This window comes from Bradyrhizobium sp., from assembly GCF_016213215.1.
Classification (GTDB): Bacteria; Pseudomonadota; Alphaproteobacteria; order Rhizobiales; family Xanthobacteraceae; genus Bradyrhizobium.
This window is the reverse complement of the sequence record NZ_JACRAW010000010.1, coordinates 1-18,113: the sequence shown is the minus strand read 5'-3', so window position 1 is coordinate 18,113 and position 18,113 is coordinate 1. Positions and strand designations below refer to the sequence as shown.

The 18,113-nt window shown below is 63.7% G+C and carries 15 protein-coding genes; 7 read left to right on the top strand and 8 right to left on the bottom strand.

Going from position 1 to position 18,113, the window contains the following annotated elements; all coding sequences use genetic code 11:
- Window positions 1-5: 5 nt before the first annotated feature.
- Window positions 6-1,499, bottom strand: a complete 1,494-nt coding sequence (locus HY852_RS03130) for an MFS transporter (RefSeq protein WP_291602520.1) — start codon at window positions 1,497-1,499, stop codon at window positions 6-8.
- 168 nt (window positions 1,500-1,667) lie between these two features.
- Between HY852_RS03130 and HY852_RS03125 the strand changes: the two genes are divergently transcribed.
- Window positions 1,668-2,060, top strand: a complete 393-nt coding sequence (locus HY852_RS03125; protein WP_291602608.1) for a DUF3175 domain-containing protein — start codon at window positions 1,668-1,670, stop codon at window positions 2,058-2,060.
- A gap of 11 nt (window positions 2,061-2,071) precedes the next feature.
- Here the strand turns inward: HY852_RS03125 and HY852_RS03120 are convergent, their stop codons facing one another.
- Window positions 2,072-4,111 carry a methyl-accepting chemotaxis protein gene (locus HY852_RS03120; protein ID WP_291602517.1) on the bottom strand — a complete coding sequence of 680 codons (2,040 nt, stop codon included), beginning with the start codon at window positions 4,109-4,111 and terminating at the stop codon, window positions 2,072-2,074.
- Between the two features lie 436 nt (window positions 4,112-4,547).
- On the opposite strand from HY852_RS03120, the gene HY852_RS03115 reads away from it, so the two are divergent.
- The 4 genes from HY852_RS03115 (at window position 4,548) to HY852_RS03100 (ending at window position 9,611) form a co-directional block, all read left to right on the top strand.
- Complete coding sequence (locus tag HY852_RS03115; RefSeq protein ID WP_291602516.1) at window positions 4,548-5,033, top strand: (2Fe-2S)-binding protein; 486 nt, start codon at window positions 4,548-4,550, stop codon at window positions 5,031-5,033.
- A gap of 82 nt (window positions 5,034-5,115) precedes the next feature.
- A complete protein-coding gene (locus tag HY852_RS03110; protein WP_291602515.1) occupies window positions 5,116-7,464 on the top strand; it encodes a xanthine dehydrogenase family protein molybdopterin-binding subunit in 2,349 nt (782 codons plus the stop codon).
- A 13-nt stretch (window positions 7,465-7,477) separates the two neighbouring features.
- On the top strand, window positions 7,478-8,278 hold the full coding sequence (locus HY852_RS03105) for a xanthine dehydrogenase family protein subunit M (RefSeq protein ID WP_291602512.1): 801 nt from the start codon (window positions 7,478-7,480) through the stop codon (window positions 8,276-8,278).
- Window positions 8,279-8,504: 226 nt separating this feature from the next.
- Window positions 8,505-9,611: a CaiB/BaiF CoA-transferase family protein gene (locus HY852_RS03100; RefSeq protein WP_291602510.1), complete on the top strand. Its 1,107-nt coding sequence runs from the start codon at window positions 8,505-8,507 to the stop codon at window positions 9,609-9,611.
- Between the two features lie 189 nt (window positions 9,612-9,800).
- Here the strand turns inward: HY852_RS03100 and fahA are convergent, their stop codons facing one another.
- The 5 genes from fahA to HY852_RS03075 form a co-directional block, all read right to left on the bottom strand.
- Window positions 9,801-11,075 (bottom strand): fumarylacetoacetase, encoded by a 1,275-nt coding sequence (fahA, locus tag HY852_RS03095; protein WP_291602507.1) that lies wholly within the window; start codon window positions 11,073-11,075, stop codon window positions 9,801-9,803.
- A 148-nt stretch (window positions 11,076-11,223) separates the two neighbouring features.
- Complete coding sequence (hmgA, locus tag HY852_RS03090; RefSeq protein ID WP_291602506.1) at window positions 11,224-12,570, bottom strand: homogentisate 1,2-dioxygenase; 1,347 nt, start codon at window positions 12,568-12,570, stop codon at window positions 11,224-11,226.
- Between the two features lie 2 nt (window positions 12,571-12,572).
- Entirely contained in the window at window positions 12,573-13,526 is a 954-nt protein-coding gene (locus HY852_RS03085) for an MBL fold metallo-hydrolase (protein WP_291602505.1), read from the bottom strand.
- A gap of 13 nt (window positions 13,527-13,539) precedes the next feature.
- Window positions 13,540-13,785, bottom strand: a complete 246-nt coding sequence (locus HY852_RS03080; protein WP_291602606.1) for a DUF2783 domain-containing protein — start codon at window positions 13,783-13,785, stop codon at window positions 13,540-13,542.
- A gap of 11 nt (window positions 13,786-13,796) precedes the next feature.
- The gene (locus HY852_RS03075; protein WP_291602504.1) at window positions 13,797-15,422 is read right to left on the bottom strand and encodes an FAD-dependent oxidoreductase; all 1,626 of its coding nucleotides are present in this window, start codon (window positions 15,420-15,422) and stop codon (window positions 13,797-13,799) included.
- Window positions 15,423-15,630: 208 nt separating this feature from the next.
- On the opposite strand from HY852_RS03075, the gene HY852_RS03070 reads away from it, so the two are divergent.
- Entirely contained in the window at window positions 15,631-16,080 is a 450-nt protein-coding gene (locus tag HY852_RS03070; RefSeq protein WP_291602605.1) for a MarR family winged helix-turn-helix transcriptional regulator, read from the top strand.
- A gap of 182 nt (window positions 16,081-16,262) precedes the next feature.
- Here the strand turns inward: HY852_RS03070 and HY852_RS03065 are convergent, their stop codons facing one another.
- The gene (locus HY852_RS03065; RefSeq protein ID WP_291602502.1) at window positions 16,263-17,069 is read right to left on the bottom strand and encodes an N-acyl homoserine lactonase family protein; all 807 of its coding nucleotides are present in this window, start codon (window positions 17,067-17,069) and stop codon (window positions 16,263-16,265) included.
- Window positions 17,070-17,418: 349 nt separating this feature from the next.
- Here HY852_RS03065 and HY852_RS03060 point away from each other — a divergent pair.
- A partial coding sequence (locus HY852_RS03060) for a caspase family protein (RefSeq protein ID WP_291602500.1) occupies window positions 17,419-18,113 on the top strand: 695 nt, incomplete at its 3' end.

Genomic DNA, 18,113 nt, shown 5'->3' with positions numbered 1-18,113 from the left:
GCATTCTACTCCACTATGGCGAGCGGCTGTGCAACATGTTCGAGCGGTTTTCGCTCCGCCGCGACGGCATGGCGCCAGGCAACGGCGGCTGCCGTAATCATCAGCACCGAGCCGAGCAGGTAGCCGGCAAAGACACTATTGCGCGATCCGGTGTCGATCAGCGCCCCGAACAGGACCGGCCCGACCACGCCCCCGACTCCGGTGCCCACCGCATAGAACACCGCAATCGACAGCGCCCGCACCTCCAACGGGAAGTTCTCGCTCACGGTGAGATAGGCGGCGCTGGCGGCGGGCGAGGCGAAGAAGAAGATCACCATCCAGGCGATGGTCTGCCCCTGGGCGCTCAACACCCCGATCGAAAACAAGTAGCCGGACAGCGCAAGCAGCAGACCCGAAGCGCCGTACGTAAAGACGATCATGGCGCGACGGCCCAAGGTGTCGAAAAGTCGGCCGAGCAGCAGCGGCCCCAGGAAGTTGCCAGCCGCGAAAGGCAGAATGTACCAGCCGACGTGGTCGGCGCTGATGCCGTAGAAGTCGGTCAGCACCAGCGCAAAGGTGAAGAAGATCGCGTTGTAGAAAAAGGCCTGAGCACTCATCAGCACCAACCCCACCAATGCGCGCCCGCGATAGGAGACGAGCAGGGTGTGCATGACTTCTGCAAGCGGCGTGTGATGGCGCATTTTGAGCCGAATCCTGGGGTATGCTTGCACGCGCACGTCGTGCTCGTGTCCGATCACAGAGCGCTCGATGCTGGCGACGATCGCATGGGCTTCGTCGGGACGGCCGTGAATCATCAGCCAGCGAGGGCTTTCCGGAATCCACATCCGCATCACGAACACGATCAGGCCGAGGGCGGCACCGATGAAATAGGCAATGCGCCAGCCGAGGTCGGGAGCCAGCAACGCCGGATCGAGCAGGACGATGGCGCTGGCCGCGCCGAGGGCCGCGCCGATCCAGAAGCTGCCGTTGATGACCAGATCGGTCCAGCCGCGATAGCGCGCCGGCACCAGTTCCTGGATGGTTGAATTAATCGCGGTGTATTCGCCGCCGATCCCGGCCCCGGTGAGAAAGCGGAAGGCCGCGTAGCTTGCAACGCTCCAGGACAGCGCCGTTGCCGCAGTCGCCGAGAGATAAAGCGCGAGAGTGATGAAGAACAATTTCCTGCGCCCGATGCGATCGGTGAGCCAGCCGAAGCCGAGCGCGCCGAGCACGGCGCCGGCAAGATAGGCGCTGTTGGCAATGCCGAGGTCGAGATTGGAGAAGCGGAGCGCTGGACTTTCCTTCAGCGCGCCCGACAATGTGCCTGCGAGCGTCACCTCCAGTCCGTCGAGGATCCAGGTGATGCCGAGCGCCAGCACGACGCGAGTGTGAAAGCCGCCCCAGGGGAGCGCATCGAGACGCGAGGGAATGCTGGTCTCGATGATGCGGGCGCCGGCTCGTGCTGCCGAGATGGAAACCGCCGCGTCATGATCCCGTGCTGGATTGTGCTGCAATTCCATTACATTGGACCAATGCGGAAATGTCCCCGGCGCGTTCGCATCCGGGCGATAACGACCTCGTGGTCGATGACACCTGCCGGTGCGACAACGCAGGTGGACGGGCCCCGGTTCCTTTTGGAACCGGACTGCCCGGCGAGCGGTTTCCGCCGCAGCCACAAGGAGTTGAGCATGGCTGCAACCAGAAAAGCCTCCCGCTCCCGCAAAACCTCGGCGCGAAAAGGGAGGAAGAAGCCGGCAACCGCGCGGCACGCCGAGTCCCGCAGACCTTCCGTAAAAACAAAAAGGAGCTCACCGAGGCGCTGGTCGCAGCGGGTGACGAGGGAAAGCGACGCGCTCGATTTACGGCGAGGTGTGTTCACGCTGCCGAGCCCGAAGCAAATCGCGGCTTCCCTGAAGCGCTCCGCCGAGCAGAGTTCGCGACGCAAGACATCTGCCTATCGATCGGCGCTGTCGATGCTGACGTTCTACATCAACCGCGCCGGCAAGAATTTGCCCAAGACCCGGCGCGCCCGCCTTGAACGCGCGAAGGTTGAATTAAGGCGTGCGTTCGGGCGGGAATGACGACAAGGGAATTAGGCGGCGCGGATATTGGCCATGAAACGTTCGAGTTCGGCGTGCAGGCGCGTGCTTTCGGTCGACAGCGTCTTCGCCGAATGCAGCACTTCCTCCGAAGCCGTACCGGTCTCGGCCGCGCCGCGGTTGACGTGGCCGATGTCGGTGGCGGCCGCCTGCGTGCCCTGCGCCGCGCTCTGAACGCTGCGGGCGATCTCCTGTGTCGCGGCGCCCTGCTGCTCGACCGCGCTTGCGATCGAGGCAGAGATGGTCGAAATACGTTCAATGGTCGCGCCGATCTCCTTGATCGCCGCGACCGATTCCACGGTCGCGCCCTGCATTCCCGCGATGTGCGAGGAGATTTCGTCCGTTGCCTTGGCGGTCTGGCCGGCCAGCGACTTGACCTCGCTCGCAACCACCGCAAAGCCGCGGCCGGCTTCGCCGGCACGCGCCGCCTCGATGGTGGCGTTCAGCGCCAACAGGTTGGTCTGCTCGGCAATCGCCGTGATCAACTTGACGACGTCGCCTATCTGCTGGGCGGCGCGAGACAGCCTGCCTATGCGCTCGTCGGTCTCCTTCGCCTGCGCGACAGCGGCCTCGGCAATGCAGCTGGAGTCCCGCACCTGCCGCCCGATCTCGTCGACAGAGGCGGAGAGTTCTTCCGTGGCGGTGGCGACCGACTGCATGTTGCTCGAGGCCTGCTCCGAAACGCCGGCAACCTGCCTGGACAGGCTCTGGGTCGTTTCCGCCGTCCGTGTCAGCGTCGAAGCCGCCGTTTCAAGCTGCACCGCCGAAGCGGACACGTTTGACACGATGGAGCCGACCGCGGTCTCGAAATCATCCGCAAAGCGGATGAGCTCGGCGCGGCGGGCGGCTGCGGCCTCCTTGCCCTGCGCCTCGTGCGCCGCCGCTTCCCGCTCCGCTTTCGCGATCGCCTGCATCTTGAATTCACCGACGGCGTTGGCCATCTCGCCGAGCTCGTCCTGGCGGCCGAGTCCCGGCAGCATGACATCGAAATTGCCGGCCGCGAGTTCCCGCATCGCCTTGCACATCGCGATCATCGGCCGCGAGATGCCGGTCCCGAGCAGCACGGCCAGGACACCGCCGAGCAAGACGACGCCGACCGCGAGCATGATGATGAGCCGTTCGGTATCGATGATGATCGCATCCGATTCCGCATCAAGCCGCTGCTGGTCGGACACGAGGTCCGCCTTCATCGCGCCCGCGCCCTGCATGATGGCGCCGGCCGCGCCGTTCATCTCCTTGACAAGCTCCTCGACGGTCTTGGCATTGGCAACGAGCTTCTCGAGCGCCTGCCGATATTCGTTCAACAGCGCCTTGGCGTCCTTCAACCCCGTCACGATCTTTTCGTCCGACGAGGACATTGTGCCCAGCAGGTTCTCGACGAACTTCATACGCGCCAGGGCGGAGGCGGCAACCGACTGGTCGGAATTGACGACGAAATTGTTGGCGAGCGCGGTGACCGCCTGGAACTGGGTATTGACCTGCTTGGTGCCGAACTCGATGGACTGCTGCTCGGCGTCCGAGGCGTTGTTGCCGATGTCGTCGAGCTTGTACTTCAGGAGGTTGGCATTGCGCGACAGCTGATTCTGCACGACCTGCGCGCTGTCCCGTTTGTCCTTCAGGATCTGGGCAAAGGTCCCGGCGAAATGGCCGAACTCCCTGGCGAGGCGGTTCACGCCTTCGAGCCGAGCGGGGTTCCTGGTGCCCTTGACCGCAGCGTCGATCGCCTTTTTCAGGCTGGCTTCGGCATCCAGGGCCGCCTGAGCGTCCTCCTCCTTGCCAGTGAGCACGTAATATCGCACCGCCGACCGGTAGGAGATCAACTCGCGATCGATATTGCGGGCGACGTCGGCTTCGGAAACGCTGTCCCGGTACAAGCCGACTCCTGCCGAGACGCGTTCAAACCCGAGATAAGCAATCCCAAGGCTGGTCGCCGAAATGGCAAGGACCACGGCAAAGCCGACGATAATCTTGGCGCGGAACCGCAAGGTGGGAAGTTTCAAGCCCTTGGCCCGCGCCCCGACAGCTTCCGACATTCCGCCCTGCCCCAAATCCAATACTCGATTCCAATTCCCAGGCCGCCCGGAAGCGCCGCTTCCAGGCTTGGTCCGAACGCTAGGTCAGAATGAATAAGAGGTGGTAAACTTCCACGCGATGCAATCTCTGGTTAGGAAGGCCCAACCGGAGCGGATTGGGCGCCACATGCGTTTTCTGCCTGCCTCACGGCAGCCAGACGATCTGGCTCGCAAGGTCCGCTTCGCGGTGCAAGTCGAACTGGAGCGAAAGTCTTTTCCCGGCGCCTCATTTCGGTTGCAAAGGCCGCCTCGGATTCGCGGCAGAAATGGCCTGTGCGAGGCCGGCGCGGAGCAGGTCAATGACGATGCAGTGACAGGACCAGCCAAAATCCTAGTTGCAAAGTTCCCGGCCGCTGTCTCTAATTGGAATAATGAGAATTAAAAGGGAGGAAATCACGTGTCTACGGTCAAACTGACGGTGAATGGAAAGGCGGTTTCGGTCGATGTCGAGGACCGCACGCTCCTGGTCAATCTCCTGCGCGATCACCTCAACCTGACGGGCACCCACGTCGGCTGCGACACCAGCCAGTGCGGCGCCTGCGTCGTCCATATCGACGGCAGGGCCGTCAAGTCCTGCACCGTGCTGGCCGGACAGGCCGATGGCTGCAACGTCACCACCATTGAGGGCATCGCCACGGGTGACGAGCTGCATCCGATGCAGGCCGCCTTCCGCGACAACCACGGCCTGCAGTGCGGCTTTTGCACGCCGGGCATGATCATGTCGGCAATCGACATCGTCAAACGTTACGGTGGCCAGCTCGACGAGGCCACGGTGCGGCATGAGCTTGAAGGCAACATCTGCCGTTGCACGGGCTACCACAATATCGTGAAGGCCGTGCTCGATGCCGCAGGCCGCATGAAGGTCGCGCAGGCCGCCGAATAGGCGGCGACCAGCTTCGTCAATTCAACGACCGCCGCGTTTCGTGGAGCCGGCGGCAATCAAATTCCGGTCGGGAGGACAGGACATGGGTGTTGAAGGCATTGGCGCACGCGTCGTGCGCAAGGAAGACAAGCGGTTCATCACGGGCAAGGGCCGTTACGTCGACGACGTCAAGCTTACGGGCATGACCCATGCCCATTTCATTCGCAGCCCGCACGCGCATGCCAAGGTAAAGAGCATCGACCCCTCCGCCGCGCTGAAGATGCCCGGCGTGGTCGCGGTGCTGAACGGCAAGCAGCTCGTCGACGACAAGGTCGGCAATCTCATCTGCGGCTGGGCCATCACCTCCAAGGACGGCAGCCCGATGAAGATGGGCGCGTGGCCGGCAATGGCGCCGGAAACGGTACGCTTCGTCGGTCAGGCCGTCGCGGTCGTGATCGCCGAGAGCAAAAATCTGGCGCGCGACGCCGCGGAAGCCGTGGTCGTCGACTACGAAGAGCTCCCCGCGGTGGCCGACATCCGCGCCGCGATCAAGCCCGGCGCTCCGCAGCTGCACCCCGAGGCTCCCGGCAACGTGGTCTATGACTGGGCGATAGGCGATGAGAACGCGGTCAAGGACGCCTTCAGCAAGGCGGCCAACGTGGTCAAGATGGAGCTCACCAACAACCGCCTGGTTCCGAACGCGATGGAGCCGCGTGCTGCGATCGCGGACTACGACGCTGCGGAAGAGCACTTTACTCTTTATACTACGTCACAGAATCCGCATGTCGCGCGGCTGGTGCTGTCGGCCTTCTACAATATCGCGCCGGAGCACAAGCTGCGGGTCATCGCCCCCGACGTCGGCGGCGGCTTCGGTTCCAAGATCTTCATCTATCCCGAAGAGATGGTGGCGCTGTGGGCCTCCAAGAAAGTGGGCCGCCCGGTGAAGTGGACCGGCGACCGCACCGAGGCATTTCTCACCGACGCGCACGGCCGCGACCATGTCTCGACGGCGGAGATGGCCTTCGACAAGGACAACAAGATCCTTGGACTGCGCGTGAAGACCTACGCCAATTTCGGCGCCTACATGTCGCTGTTCTCCTCCTCGGTGCCGACATATCTGTACGCCACGCTGCTGTCGGGCCAGTACATCATCCCGGCGATCTATGCCGAGGTGATGGGCGTCTACACCAACACGACGCCGGTCGACGCCTATCGCGGCGCCGGCCGCCCCGAGGCCAGCTATCTGCTCGAACGGCTGATGGAAACCGCGGCGCGGCAATTGAAGGTCGACCCGACCGAACTGCGCCGCAAGAACTTCATCACGCAGTTCCCGCACCAGACGCCTGTGATCATGGCCTATGACACCGGCGATTTCGTCGCCTCGCTGGATGCGGCGATGAAGGCCATCGACTACGCCGGCTTCGCAGGCCGCAAGGCCAAAGCCAAAGCCGAAGGCAAGCTGCGCGGCATCGGCGTGTCCTGCTACATCGAGGCCTGCGGCATCGCGCCGTCGAAGGCGGTAGGCAGCCTGGGCGCCGGCGTCGGCCTGTGGGAGTCGGCCGAGGTGCGCGTCAACCCGGTCGGTACCATCGAGATCCTCACGGGCTCGCACAGCCACGGCCAGGGTCACGAGACGACGTTCTGCCAACTCGTCGCCGAGCGCCTCGGCGTTCCGATCAGCCAGGTCTCGATCGTCCATGGCGACACCGATAAGGTGCAGTTCGGCATGGGCACCTACGGCTCGCGCTCGGCGGCCGTCGGTCTGACCGCGATCCTGAAGGCGATGGAGAAGATGGAGGCCAAGGCCAGGAAGATCGCAGCCCACGCGCTGGAAGCTTCCGAGGCCGACATCGTCATCGAGAACGGCGAGTTCAAGGTCACCGGCACCGACAAGGCGATCGCGCTGCCGATGGTCGCGCTCGCCGCCTATACGGCTCACAACCTGCCCGAAGGCATGGAACCGGGCCTGAAGGAAAGCGCCTTCTACGACCCGACCAATTTCACCTTCCCCGCGGGCGCCTATATCTGCGAGCTCGAGGTCGATCCCGGAACCGGCAAGACCACCTTCGTCAACTTCGTCGCCGTGGACGATTTCGGGCGCATGATCAACCCGATGATCGTCGAAGGCCAGGTCCATGGCGGACTTGCGCAAGGTATCGGACAGGCGCTGCTCGAGCACGCGGTCTATGACGGAAGCGGCCAGCCGGTCACGGCCTCGTTCATGGACTACACCATGCCGCGCGCCGACGACCTGCCGTCGTTCAAGATCGACCACACCACGACCCTTTGCCCGGGCAATCCGCTCGGCATCAAGGGCTGCGGCGAGGCCGGCGCGATCGGCGCTTCCGCGGCGGTGATCAACGCGATCACGGACGCGATCGGCAACAACAGACTGGAAATGCCGGCGACGCCGGATCGCGTATGGCACGCGATCCACGGTCAGGCCGCGTAGAAGGAGTATCGCCATGTATCAGACAACCTATCATCGCGCCTCCTCGGTCGACGAAGCCGCCAGCCTGTTTGCCAAGGGCAAGGAAGCCAAATACCTCGCCGGCGGTCACACGCTGATCCCGGTGATGAAGCAGCGGCTCGCCGCGCCATCGGACGTGATCGATCTTGCCAGAATCAAGGAGCTGGTCGGCATCGAGGCTTCCGCCGACACGCTGACCATCAAGGCCGCCACGGCGCATTCCGACGTTGCGACCAGCGACGCAGTGAAGAAGGCGATTCCGGCGCTTGCCCACCTCGCCTCGCAGATCGGCGATCCCGCCGTCCGCTATCGCGGCACGATCGGCGGCTCGCTCGCCAACAACGATCCCGCCGCCGACTACCCGGCTGCGGTGCTCGCAACTGGCGCGACGATCAAGACCAACAAGCGCTCGATCGCGGCCGACGATTTCTTCAAGGGCCTGTTCACGACGGCGCTTGAGGATGGCGAGATCATCACCGCGGTGTTGTTCCCGGTCACCGCCAAGGCGGGTTACGCCAAATTCCCGCATCCGGCCTCGCGCTTTGCGCTGACCGGCGTGTTCGTTGCCAGGACCAAGTCCGGCGACGTCCGTGTCGCGGCGACCGGAGCGTCGCAGAACGGGGTGATGCGGGTTGCGGCGCTCGAGCAGGCGCTGAAAGCGAACTGGTCGGCCGCGGCGATTGACGGGGTGAATATCTCCGCCAATGGATTGCTCAACGACATCCACGGCTCGTCCGATTATCGTGCCAACCTGATCAAGGTCATGGCACAGCGCGCAGTCGTGGCCGCGGGCTGATAGCTACTGGACGCAAGTGCCGGACGGCGCGCAGCAATGCGCGCCGTCCGCATTTTTGCTCAGCTGGCCTTACGAAAATAGGCTTGCCACGCTCCGCTGAAGGCGAGACAATTTAGCTAATCGACTAACTAAAAGTCGTAAGGCAGTCGCCTTGGGGATCGGCATGTTCGCCGCTCGCCTGGCTCCTGCTCTCGTACCGCAGCTTTGTGACGACGGAAAGAAACAAGTGCTCGACAAATCAGCCCCACAATCCACCGTTCGTGCCTCCGGCCCGCTGGCAGGCTTCCGCATTGTCGAATTCGCCGGCATCGGCCCCGGCCCGTTCGCCTGCATGATGCTCGCCGACATGGGCGCCGAGGTCGTCACGCTCGACCGGATCGGCGCCGCGAAGAACATGAAGTCGGTCGCCGGTCGCGGCCGCAAGGTGATCGAGCTCGATCTGAAGGACAAGGCAGCGGTGGCGCAGGTGCTCGACCTGCTCGCGCAGGCGGATGCTTTGATCGAAGGTTTCCGTCCCGGCGTGATGGAGCGGCTGGGACTTGGTCCTGACGTGGTGCTGGCGCGCAATCCGAAGCTCGTCTACGGCCGCATGACCGGCTGGGGCCAGGAAGGTCCGCTGGCGAATGCCGCCGGCCACGACATCAACTACATCTCGATCACCGGCGCGCTGGCAGCTATCGGCACCAGGGAAAAGCCGGTGCCGCCGCTCAACCTGGTCGGCGATTTCGGCGGCGGCGCGCTCTATCTCGTCGTCGGCGTGCTCGCAGCCCTGCTCGAAGCCTCGAAATCCGGCAAGGGCCAGGTGGTGGATACGGCGATGTGCGACGGCGCGGCCTCGCTCATTTCGATGTTCTTTGATCTCGCCGCGGCCGGCCGCTGGACCGAACAGCGCGAGAGCAATTTCCTAGACGGCGGCGCGCATTTCTACGGTGTCTACGAATGCGCCTGCGGCAATTTCATCTCGATCGGCTCGATCGAGCCGCAGTTCTATGCACTGCTGCGCCAGCATGCGGGGCTCGCAGATCCCGCCTTCGACGCCCAGATGGATCCCAAGGCCTGGTCGTCGCTCCGCGAAAAGCTCACGGCCGTGTTCAAGAGCAAGACGCGCGAGGAGTGGTGCAGGATCATGGAAGGCACCGACATCTGCTTCGCGCCGGTGCTGACCATGTCGGAAGCGACGAAGCACCCGCACATGGTGGCGCGCAACGTGTTCATCGAGCGCCACGGCATCAAGCAGCCCGCGCCCGCCCCGCGCTTCTCGCGCACGCCGTCAGTGGTGCGTGAGCCGGAGACGGCGGAGATCGGGGCGGTGACGAACGCGTGGAAACGCTGACGTGCAGGGTGGGTAAAAACGAAGCGTGCCCACCATTCCATGGAGAGCACGCGCAGATCGAACGGTAGGCACGGCGCTATGCGCCTTTGCCCCCCTGACGCTTTTGAAAGTGCTCGTGGAGGGAAGATTCCTGCCGGTTTGCGCCTACGCGCAAACCGACCTCCGGAGGTGCTTGCACGACCACGGCGATTACTCCGCCGGCAGGATCGTGCCTTCCGCCTCGCCGAAGCCGACGCGGTAGCCGTCGCCCTGGCACCAGCCGCGCATGACGAGCGAGTCGCCGTCCTCCAGGAAGGAGCGCCTGATGCCGCCAGGCAGTTCGACCGGCTCGCTGCCGTTCCAGCTGATCTCGAGCAGGCTGCCGCGCTGATGCTTCTCCGGGCCGGAGATGGTGCCGGACCCTAAGAGGTCGCCGACGTTCATGGCGCAGCCGCTGGAGGCGTGGTGCATCAATTGCTGCACCGACGACCAGTACATGTACCTGAAATTGGTATGGCAGATGGTTGCCGGCTCCTTCATTTGCGCCGCGCGCAGGGAGACGTCGAGCTCGAGGTCATAGTTGTGCGGCCTGGTCTGCCGCAGATAGTCGAGCGGCGTCGGATTCTGCTCCGGTCCCGGCACGCAGAACGGCTCCAGAGCCTCGCGCGTCACCACCCATGGGCTGATGGACGTCGCAAAGGCCTTGGCGAGGAACGGGCCGAGCGGCACATATTCCCATTGCTGGATGTCGCGCGCGCTCCAGTCGTTGAGCAGCACGAAGCCGAAGATCATCTCCTCGGCCTGCTTTTCGCTCAGCATGCCTCCCATCGGCGAGGACTGCCCGACGACAACGCCCATCTCCAATTCGAAGTCGAGCCGCTTGCAAGGGGCAAAGCTCGGCACCTCGACGTTCGGCGGCTTCAGCTGACCGCGCGGCCGGCGGATCGTCGTGCCCGAGACCACCACCGTGGAGGCGCGGCCGTTATAGGCAATCGGCATATGAAGCCAGTTCGGCTGCAGCGCATTGTCCTTGCCGCGGAACATGACGCCCACATTCGTGGCGTGCTCCTTCGACGAATAGAAATCGGTGTAGCCGGAGACCGCGACCGGCAGATGGAGCTTCGCCTCGCGCATCGGCACCAGCGCGCGAGAGCGCAGCTCCTTGTTGTCGCGCAGATGAGGATTGTCGTGACGCAACAGCTCGCTGATCCGCGCCCGTGTCTTCGACCAGACCTTTGGGCCGAGCGCCATGAAGGCATTGATCGAGCTGTGCGCGAATACGCCGAAGGCGGGCGAAAGGTCGATCAGGCCATCCTTCTCCATCACCGCAAGATCAAGAATTTGATCGCCGATCGCGACGCCGACCCGCGGTGCCGGATAGGCGGCGGTGGAGAACACGCCATAGGGCAGGTTCTGGATCGGAAAGTCGCTGTCCGGCGCAACGTCGATGAAGGCGCGGAGCTTGGGATCGTTGGGATGGGGCACGATATCAATCCTGATAGTAATTAGTGAGCAAACCTGTTCGTCATTCCGGGGCGCCGCGAAGCGGCGAGCCCGGAATCCATACTCCCGATCGTGGTTATGGATTCCGGGCCTGCGCCTTCGGCGCCTCCCGGAATGACGAGGCGAGATTTCACGGCCGGCTGGCGTCGAACTTCTTCTCCAGACCCTTCCAGCAATCGGCGTAGTCGTCCTGCAGCGTGGCGGACTTCGCCGCATGCGTCGTGACGCGTTGCGGATAGCGCGTCTCGAACATGAAGGCGAGCGTGCCGGCAAGCTTGACCGGCTTCAGTTCGCCGTTGCTGGCATGATCGAACGCGTCGCGGTCGGGGCCGTGCGGCAGCATGCAATTGTGCAGGCTCATCCCGCCCGGGACGAAACCCTGCGGCTTGGCGTCATAGACGCCGTACACCAGCCCCATGAACTCGGACATGATGTTCATGTGATACCAGGGTGGACGGAAGGTGTTCTCGGCAACCATCCAGCGCTCCGGGAAGATCACGAAATCGATGTTCGCGGTGCCGGCCGTCTCCGACGGCGAGGTCAGCACGGTGAAGATCGAGGGATCGGGATGGTCGAAGGCGATCGCGCCGACGGGAGAGAAGGTGCGCAGGTCGTATTTGTACGGCGCGTAATTGCCGTGCCAGGCCACGACGTCGATCGGCGAATGCGGCAGTTCCGTCTTGAAAAGCGAGCCGCCCCATTTGACGTAGAGCTCGCTTGGCGTGTCCTTGTCCTCGTAGGCCGCGACCGGTGTGAGAAAGTCGCGAGCATTAGCCAGGCAATTGGCGCCGATCGGCCCGCGCTCGGGCAGCGTAAAGGCGCCGCCGTAATTCTCGCACAGATAGCCGCGCGCGGGCCCTGCCGGAATCTCGACGCGGAACTTGACCCCGCGCGGGATAACCACGATCTCGCCGGGTGCGGCATCGATAAGGCCAAATTCGGTGACGAAGCGAAGATTGCCCTGCTGCAGCACGAACATCATCTCGCCGTCGGCGTTGTAGAAATGCTGGTCCACCATCGACTTGGTGATGAGATAGACATGCGAGGCCATGCCCGCCTGCGTGTTGGCGTCACCGGCCGTCGTCATGGTCTGCACGCCCTGAAGGAAGGTGATCTCCTCCTTTGGAATCGGTGTCGGATCCCAGCGCAGTTGCGCGATCGGCATTTCGTACTCATGGCACGGCGCGGTCCGCCACAGCCCGGCATCGACCTTGGCGAAGCGCCCGGAATGCTTGACCGAGGGGCGGATGCGATAGAGCCAGGAGCGCTCGTTGCTGCTGCGCGGCGCAGTGAAGGGCGAGCCCGACAGCTGCTCGGCGTACAGACCGTAGGCGCAGCGCTGCGGCGAGTTGCGCCCCATCGGCAATGCGCCCGGGAGAGATTCGGTCTCGAAATTGTTCTTGAAGCCGGACATGTAGCCCGGCGTGATGCTGACGGAGTCTTTCCTGATGACATCCGGCGAAGTGTTGATGTTCATGATCATCCTCCTTGCAGCGCTGCCCACATTTGGCGGTCGCGTTCGGCGGTCCAGATGACGGGATCATCGATCCCGCTCGCTTCATCGAAGGCGCGCGAGACGTTGAACGGCAGACAATGCTCGTAGATGGCAAAGCTCGAGAACTTGGGGTCCATGACCTCTCTCGTCGCGGCCATCGTCTCCTTCAGGCTCCTGCCCTTCGCGGCCGAGATCTCGGCCGCGCCATAGAGCGTGGTGATGAAGTCGCGTGTCATGGCGATCGCCTCGCGGGTGGTGTTCAGGCCCTTGAGCGCGTCACCGCGACCGGGCGCGATCGCCTTGGGATTGAAGGCGCGGATCTCGTTCAGTGTCAGCGGCCACTCCCGCAAATGCGCGTCGCCGCAATAGCAGGCGGAGTGATATTCGATGAGGTCGCCGGAGAACATCACCTCCGCATCCGGCACCCAGGCGACGATGTCGCCCGAGGTATGACCGGCGCCCAGCTGCATCAGCCGGACCTCGCGCTTGCCGAGATAGATCGTCATCTCACCTTCGAAGGTCAGCGTCGGCCAGGTCAGGCCCGGAATGCTCTCCGCGTCCTGGAACAGACGGGGGAAGCGACCATATTCGCTGTCCCAGTCCTGCTTGCCGCGCTGCTCGATCAGGCGATAGGTCTCCTGCGAGGCGACGATACCCTGCGCCTTGTAGGCGGAAGCGCCGAGCACGCGCACGGCGTGGTAATGCGACAGCACCACATATTTGATCGGCTTGTCGGTGACGGTGCGCACGCGCTCGATTACCTTGCCCGCCATTGCCGGCGTCGCCTGCGCGTCGAACACGAGACAGCCATCGTCGCCGACGATGACCGCGGAATTGGGATCGCCTTCCGCGGTGAAAGCATACAGGTCCGTGCCGATTTCGGAGAAGGTGATCTTCTTCTCGGCCAGATCGCCGGTCGACGCGAAGTTTTTCGCCATCAGTCTGATACCCTTATTGCTGTTGTTGCTGCTGTTGTTGCTGCTGCTGTTGTTGCTGCTGTTCGTCGATCATCCGGTGCCTGGCGAGGGCAATGGCCTCGCGCAGCACGCCCAGATCGCCGATGTGATTGGCAAGGATAAGAACCAGCGCCGCATCGAAATCGGCGCTCTGTGCGTCGGAAAGGCCGCGATGCGCCTCGACGATGGCGCGAAAGGCGTCGTCGGGCTTCGCAAAATTCGAACTGGTGGACAAGACCATCGGCGGCATCCTCAGTTAAGGCCCTCGGCCCGCGCCAGCGCCGCCTCGACGATGGCTCGGCTCGGGTGACGGAAGCGCGCGGCGACGTAGCCGTCCGGCCGCAACAGGTAGGCCGTGCCCGGCTCAGCGTCATAGCGCCTTGCGGCAAGGCCAGCGGCGTCGACCCATCCATCCGCGCCGTCCATGCGGATCGCCTTCACGCCAGCCGGGGTCTCAATGGCGGGCCCATTTCCGAAGGCCAGCAGCGCGAAGCGTGTTCCGCCTTCACGGAACGCGTCCGTCAGGAACGCGTTTCCGCCCGAACGGGGAGCGATGGGCGCGTCTGGCATCGAGGTGCCCGGCCGCGGCCCGGCGCGCCACTCGTCCACATCCGCGGTCGAGAGCGGGGAGTCGTAGACGCAGGGCACCGAGAGCCTTCCGCCGTTGACCATGCGCTTGCCGAATTCGGTTTCCTTGGCCAGCGACAACACCGCCTTGCGCAGCCGCGCCTCCTGCCTGGTGTTCGGCGCCATGAAGTCGGTCGAGCGGGTCGATTCGCGGATGTTCTCATCCGCCGCCGCGCTGCGCTCGACATGATAGCTCTCGAGCAGACTCGCAGGAGAGGCCCCGCGCAGCACGCGATCGAGCTTCCACGAGAGGTTCTCGGCATCCTCGAGCCCCGAATTGGCGCCGCGTGCCCCAAACGGTGAAACTTGATGCGCAGAATCCCCGGCGAAGATCACCCGCCCATGGACGAAGCGGTCCATCCTCCGACACTGGAACTTGTAGAGCGAGATCCATTCGAACTCGAACTTGTCGTGCCCGAGCATGCGCGCAATGCGCGGCCGCACGTTCTCGGGGCGCTTTTCCGCTACGGGATCGGCGTCGCGGCTGAGCTGAAGGTCGATGCGCCAGACGTCGTCGGGCTGCTTGTGCAGCAGTGCCGAGCGCCCGGCATGAAACGGCGGATCGAACCAGAACCAGCGCTCGGTCGGGAATTCCGCGCTCATTTTGACGTCGGCGATCAGGAACTGGTCCTCGAAGACCTGGCCGCCGAATTCGGCACCCACCATCTGCCGCAGCGCGGAGCGCGCGCCGTCGCAGGCGATGACATATTGCGCAAGCAGCCGATAGGGACCATCGGGCGTTGCGATCGTCAGCGCGACGCCATCGTTGCGCTGCTCGAGAGCGATGACCTTGTTGCGCCAGCGCAGGTCGATGTCCGGCAATTCCGCGACGCGGTCGACCAAATAGCTTTCCGCATAGTACTGCTGCAGGTTGATGAAGGCGGGACGCTTATGGCCTTCTTCCGGCAGCAGGTTGAATTGATAGAGCTGAGCATCGCCGTGAAAGATCCGGCCGACGCTCCACACCACGCCCTTTGCGACCATGCGGTCGCCGACGCCAAGACGATCCCAATATTCCAGCGAGCGCTTGGAAAAGCAGATCGCGCGCGAGCCTTCGCCGATACGGTCGGCATCGTCGAGGAGCACCACGCGCTGGCCGCGCTGCGCAAGGTCGACCGCCAGCGACAATCCGACCGGCCCGGCCCCGACCACGACGATGGCATGCTCGGCGAGGTCGGCCTGGCTGCGATCCTGATCGGGATGCCGGCGATAACCGAACTGCGTCTTTGCCTGCGTGGTGGCGTGCGCCATGCAACACAAACCTTTGCTCTGGCCAGGAGGAGGCGTTTCTGCTAAATAGTCTCACTTGCAACTATTTTAACCGGGCGCACCCGCCCGTCAACTCAATTCGGAGCGATTCTTGGCAAGAACGCCTGCCAGTCCGGCGAGAGCGCCATCGGCGGCCCATCTCGGCGCACGCGAACGAGTTGCGAAGGCGAGGCTCGACCTTTTCACCTTCGTGCCATTTCGGCTGAACCGGCTTGCAGCCGAACTCAGTTCTGCGCTCGCGGTCGAGTACCAGGAGCGCTATGGGCTCGATATCCCGGAATGGCGGGTCCTGGCGACGCTCGGCTTCCGCAACGACGCGTGCAGCGCGCAATACATTTCGCAGTGCACCCGGACGCACAAATCGACCATCAGCCGTGCGGTCACCGCGTTGTTGAGGCGGCAGTTGATCGAGCGGGTGGCGAATGAAGCGGACCGGCGCGAATTCCGTCTGCAGCTGACGAACAAGGGGCGCAAGGTTTACGAGGAACTGTTTCCGCGCCTGCTGCACAGGGAACGGGAGATCCTGTCCTGCCTTTCGGCGCAGGAGCGCAAGGAACTCGCGCTGCTGCTCGGCAAGATCGAGCAGAGCCTTGATCTGATTCAGACCAGCGAGGAAGCGGACGCGAAGGAGGCGTTTTGAATCTATCCCCTCATGGTGAGGCGCCAGCGCCGTTTCCGGACGACGCTTCGCGTCGCCGGGAGAACCACGAGGCGCCGCTGCTCCAGCTCGGGCCTCATCCCTCGAGATGCTTGCTGCGCAAGCTCCTCAGGATGAGGTTCAACACCCGTTAACTTCGCAAAGTGCGCACGCCTCCTTGCTCGTCATTCCACAAACGACCGCGACGGCGGCAGATGCAGCGCGAAGGCATCCACCTTGTCGCTGACCCGCGGATAGATTTCCGCCACGATCGGATCATGGCCCGGAATGAAGCGGTCCGGATGGCCGGCAAGCCGCTCGACGATTTCCCATCCGAGAGTCATGTCGCCCACATTGTAGACGATCGGAAACGGGCTCCGGCGCTGCAGATTGGCATAGTAGTGCGAAGCGTCGGAGGCCAGCACAACCGGCCCGCGCGCGGTCTCGACCTTCACCACCTGCAAGCCGTCGGAATGACCGCCGACCCGGTGCACCGTCACGCCCGGCGCGACCTCGCCATCGCCGGCATGGAAGCGGACGCGCTCGCCATAGACATGGCGCACCATCAGCGTCACATGCTCGACCGAGAACGGATGTCGCAGCATGCCGTTGCACATACAGCGTCCGGTGGCATAGGCCATCTCGCGCTCCTGCAGATGGAATCGCGCATTTGGAAAGCGGTCGAGATTGCCGGCGTGGTCGTAGTGCAGATGGGTGACGATCACGTCCTGGATGGCGGAGGCGGAAACGCCGAACCGCTCCAGCGCGTCCACCGGGTTGATCGTCAGCTTGCGCGCGCGGAGCTTTGCCTCTTCGGCGTTGAAGCCGGTATCGACCAGAATGTCGCGCCCGCCGCCGCGAATGAGCCAGACGAAATAGTCAAGATCCTGCGCCGTGGTCTCATGCGGATCGGGCAGGAGGAAATTCATGTTCGGGGTACGCGGCGACATGGTCGCGTAGCGCAGCGCGTAGATCTCGTGGACGTTTCCCATCGTTGCACTTTTTTGTCAGCAGGCCGTTCGGGTTGCGGTCCGAACCAAGCCATCGCGGCGCGCAAAGGTCAAATGGGGTATCCCCGCCGGACAGCAACCAATGTGAGGCTAATCACATTCATTCCCCCCTGCCCGTTTTAGGAACCTTGCCCGGAGACTTCGGCCAAGCACTGCTTCGGCGACGGCCAGTCCCGTACCGGAGCCATGATGCTGCAGCCAAATGTCACAATAAGCGCCGAATCTCCAAGCGGTTGACGCATAGCAACCCCGGTCTGATAATGGTTGGTCTCTGTTGAGGTCGCCGCGGCGCAAGCTGGCAACGGCACTCTTTTGGCTGGACGGCCCTGGTATGAAAACTCGCCTCGCATTGCTTCTGCCCCTGATTTTCTCGGTCCTGTTCACTGGTCCATCCTTTGCCGCGGGCGAGCGCATCGCGCTTGTGATCGGCAATGCGAAATACCCCGATGCCGAGACGCCGCTGAGGGAGCCGATCAACGACGCGCGCGACATCGCGGACGAGCTCAAGCGCGACGGGTTTGCCGTCGATATCGGCGAAAACCTCAATGGCGACGCCATGCGGCGCGCCTTCGACAAACTCTACGGCAAGATCAAGCCCGGCTCCGTGGTGCTGGTGTTCTTCAGCGGCTACGGCATCCAGTCCAATCGCCAGAGCTTCATGGTCCCGGTCGATGCGCAGATCTGGACCGAAGCGGACGTGCGGCGCGACGGCTTCAGCCTGGAGACGGTGCTGAACGAGATCAACACCCGCGGTGCCGGGGTCAAGATCGCGCTGATCGACGCCTCCCGGCGAAACCCTTTCGAGCGCCGCTTCCGCAGCTTCTCCGCCGGGCTTGCGCCGGTGATCGCTCCGAACGGAACGCTGGTGATGTATTCGGCGGCGTTGAGCTCGGTGATTTCGGACGCCGGCGCCGAGCACAGCCTGTTCGTGCAGGAATTGCTGAAGGAGATCCGCGTCCCCGACCTGATGGCGGAAGAGACGCTGAACCGAACCCGTGTCGGCGTCACCCGCGCCTCGCGGGGCGA

What these genes read in the sequence shown, in the direction of transcription:
- HY852_RS03120 (WP_291602517.1), bottom strand. Translation starts at nt 4,111, where the DNA reads ATGTCGGAAGCTGTCGGGGCGCGGGCCAAGGGCTTGAAACTTCCCACC.
- HY852_RS03085 (WP_291602505.1), bottom strand. Translation starts at nt 13,526, where the DNA reads ATGGCGAAAAACTTCGCGTCGACCGGCGATCTGGCCGAGAAGAAGATC.
- HY852_RS03075 (WP_291602504.1), bottom strand. Translation starts at nt 15,422, where the DNA reads ATGGCGCACGCCACCACGCAGGCAAAGACGCAGTTCGGTTATCGCCGG.
- HY852_RS03125 (WP_291602608.1), top strand. Translation starts at nt 1,668, where the DNA reads ATGGCTGCAACCAGAAAAGCCTCCCGCTCCCGCAAAACCTCGGCGCGA.
- hmgA (WP_291602506.1), bottom strand. Translation starts at nt 12,570, where the DNA reads ATGAACATCAACACTTCGCCGGATGTCATCAGGAAAGACTCCGTCAGC.
- HY852_RS03110 (WP_291602515.1), top strand. Translation starts at nt 5,116, where the DNA reads ATGGGTGTTGAAGGCATTGGCGCACGCGTCGTGCGCAAGGAAGACAAG.
- HY852_RS03130 (WP_291602520.1), bottom strand. Translation starts at nt 1,499, where the DNA reads ATGGAATTGCAGCACAATCCAGCACGGGATCATGACGCGGCGGTTTCC.
- HY852_RS03065 (WP_291602502.1), bottom strand. Translation starts at nt 17,069, where the DNA reads ATGGGAAACGTCCACGAGATCTACGCGCTGCGCTACGCGACCATGTCG.
- HY852_RS03105 (WP_291602512.1), top strand. Translation starts at nt 7,478, where the DNA reads ATGTATCAGACAACCTATCATCGCGCCTCCTCGGTCGACGAAGCCGCC.
- HY852_RS03080 (WP_291602606.1), bottom strand. Translation starts at nt 13,785, where the DNA reads ATGGTCTTGTCCACCAGTTCGAATTTTGCGAAGCCCGACGACGCCTTT.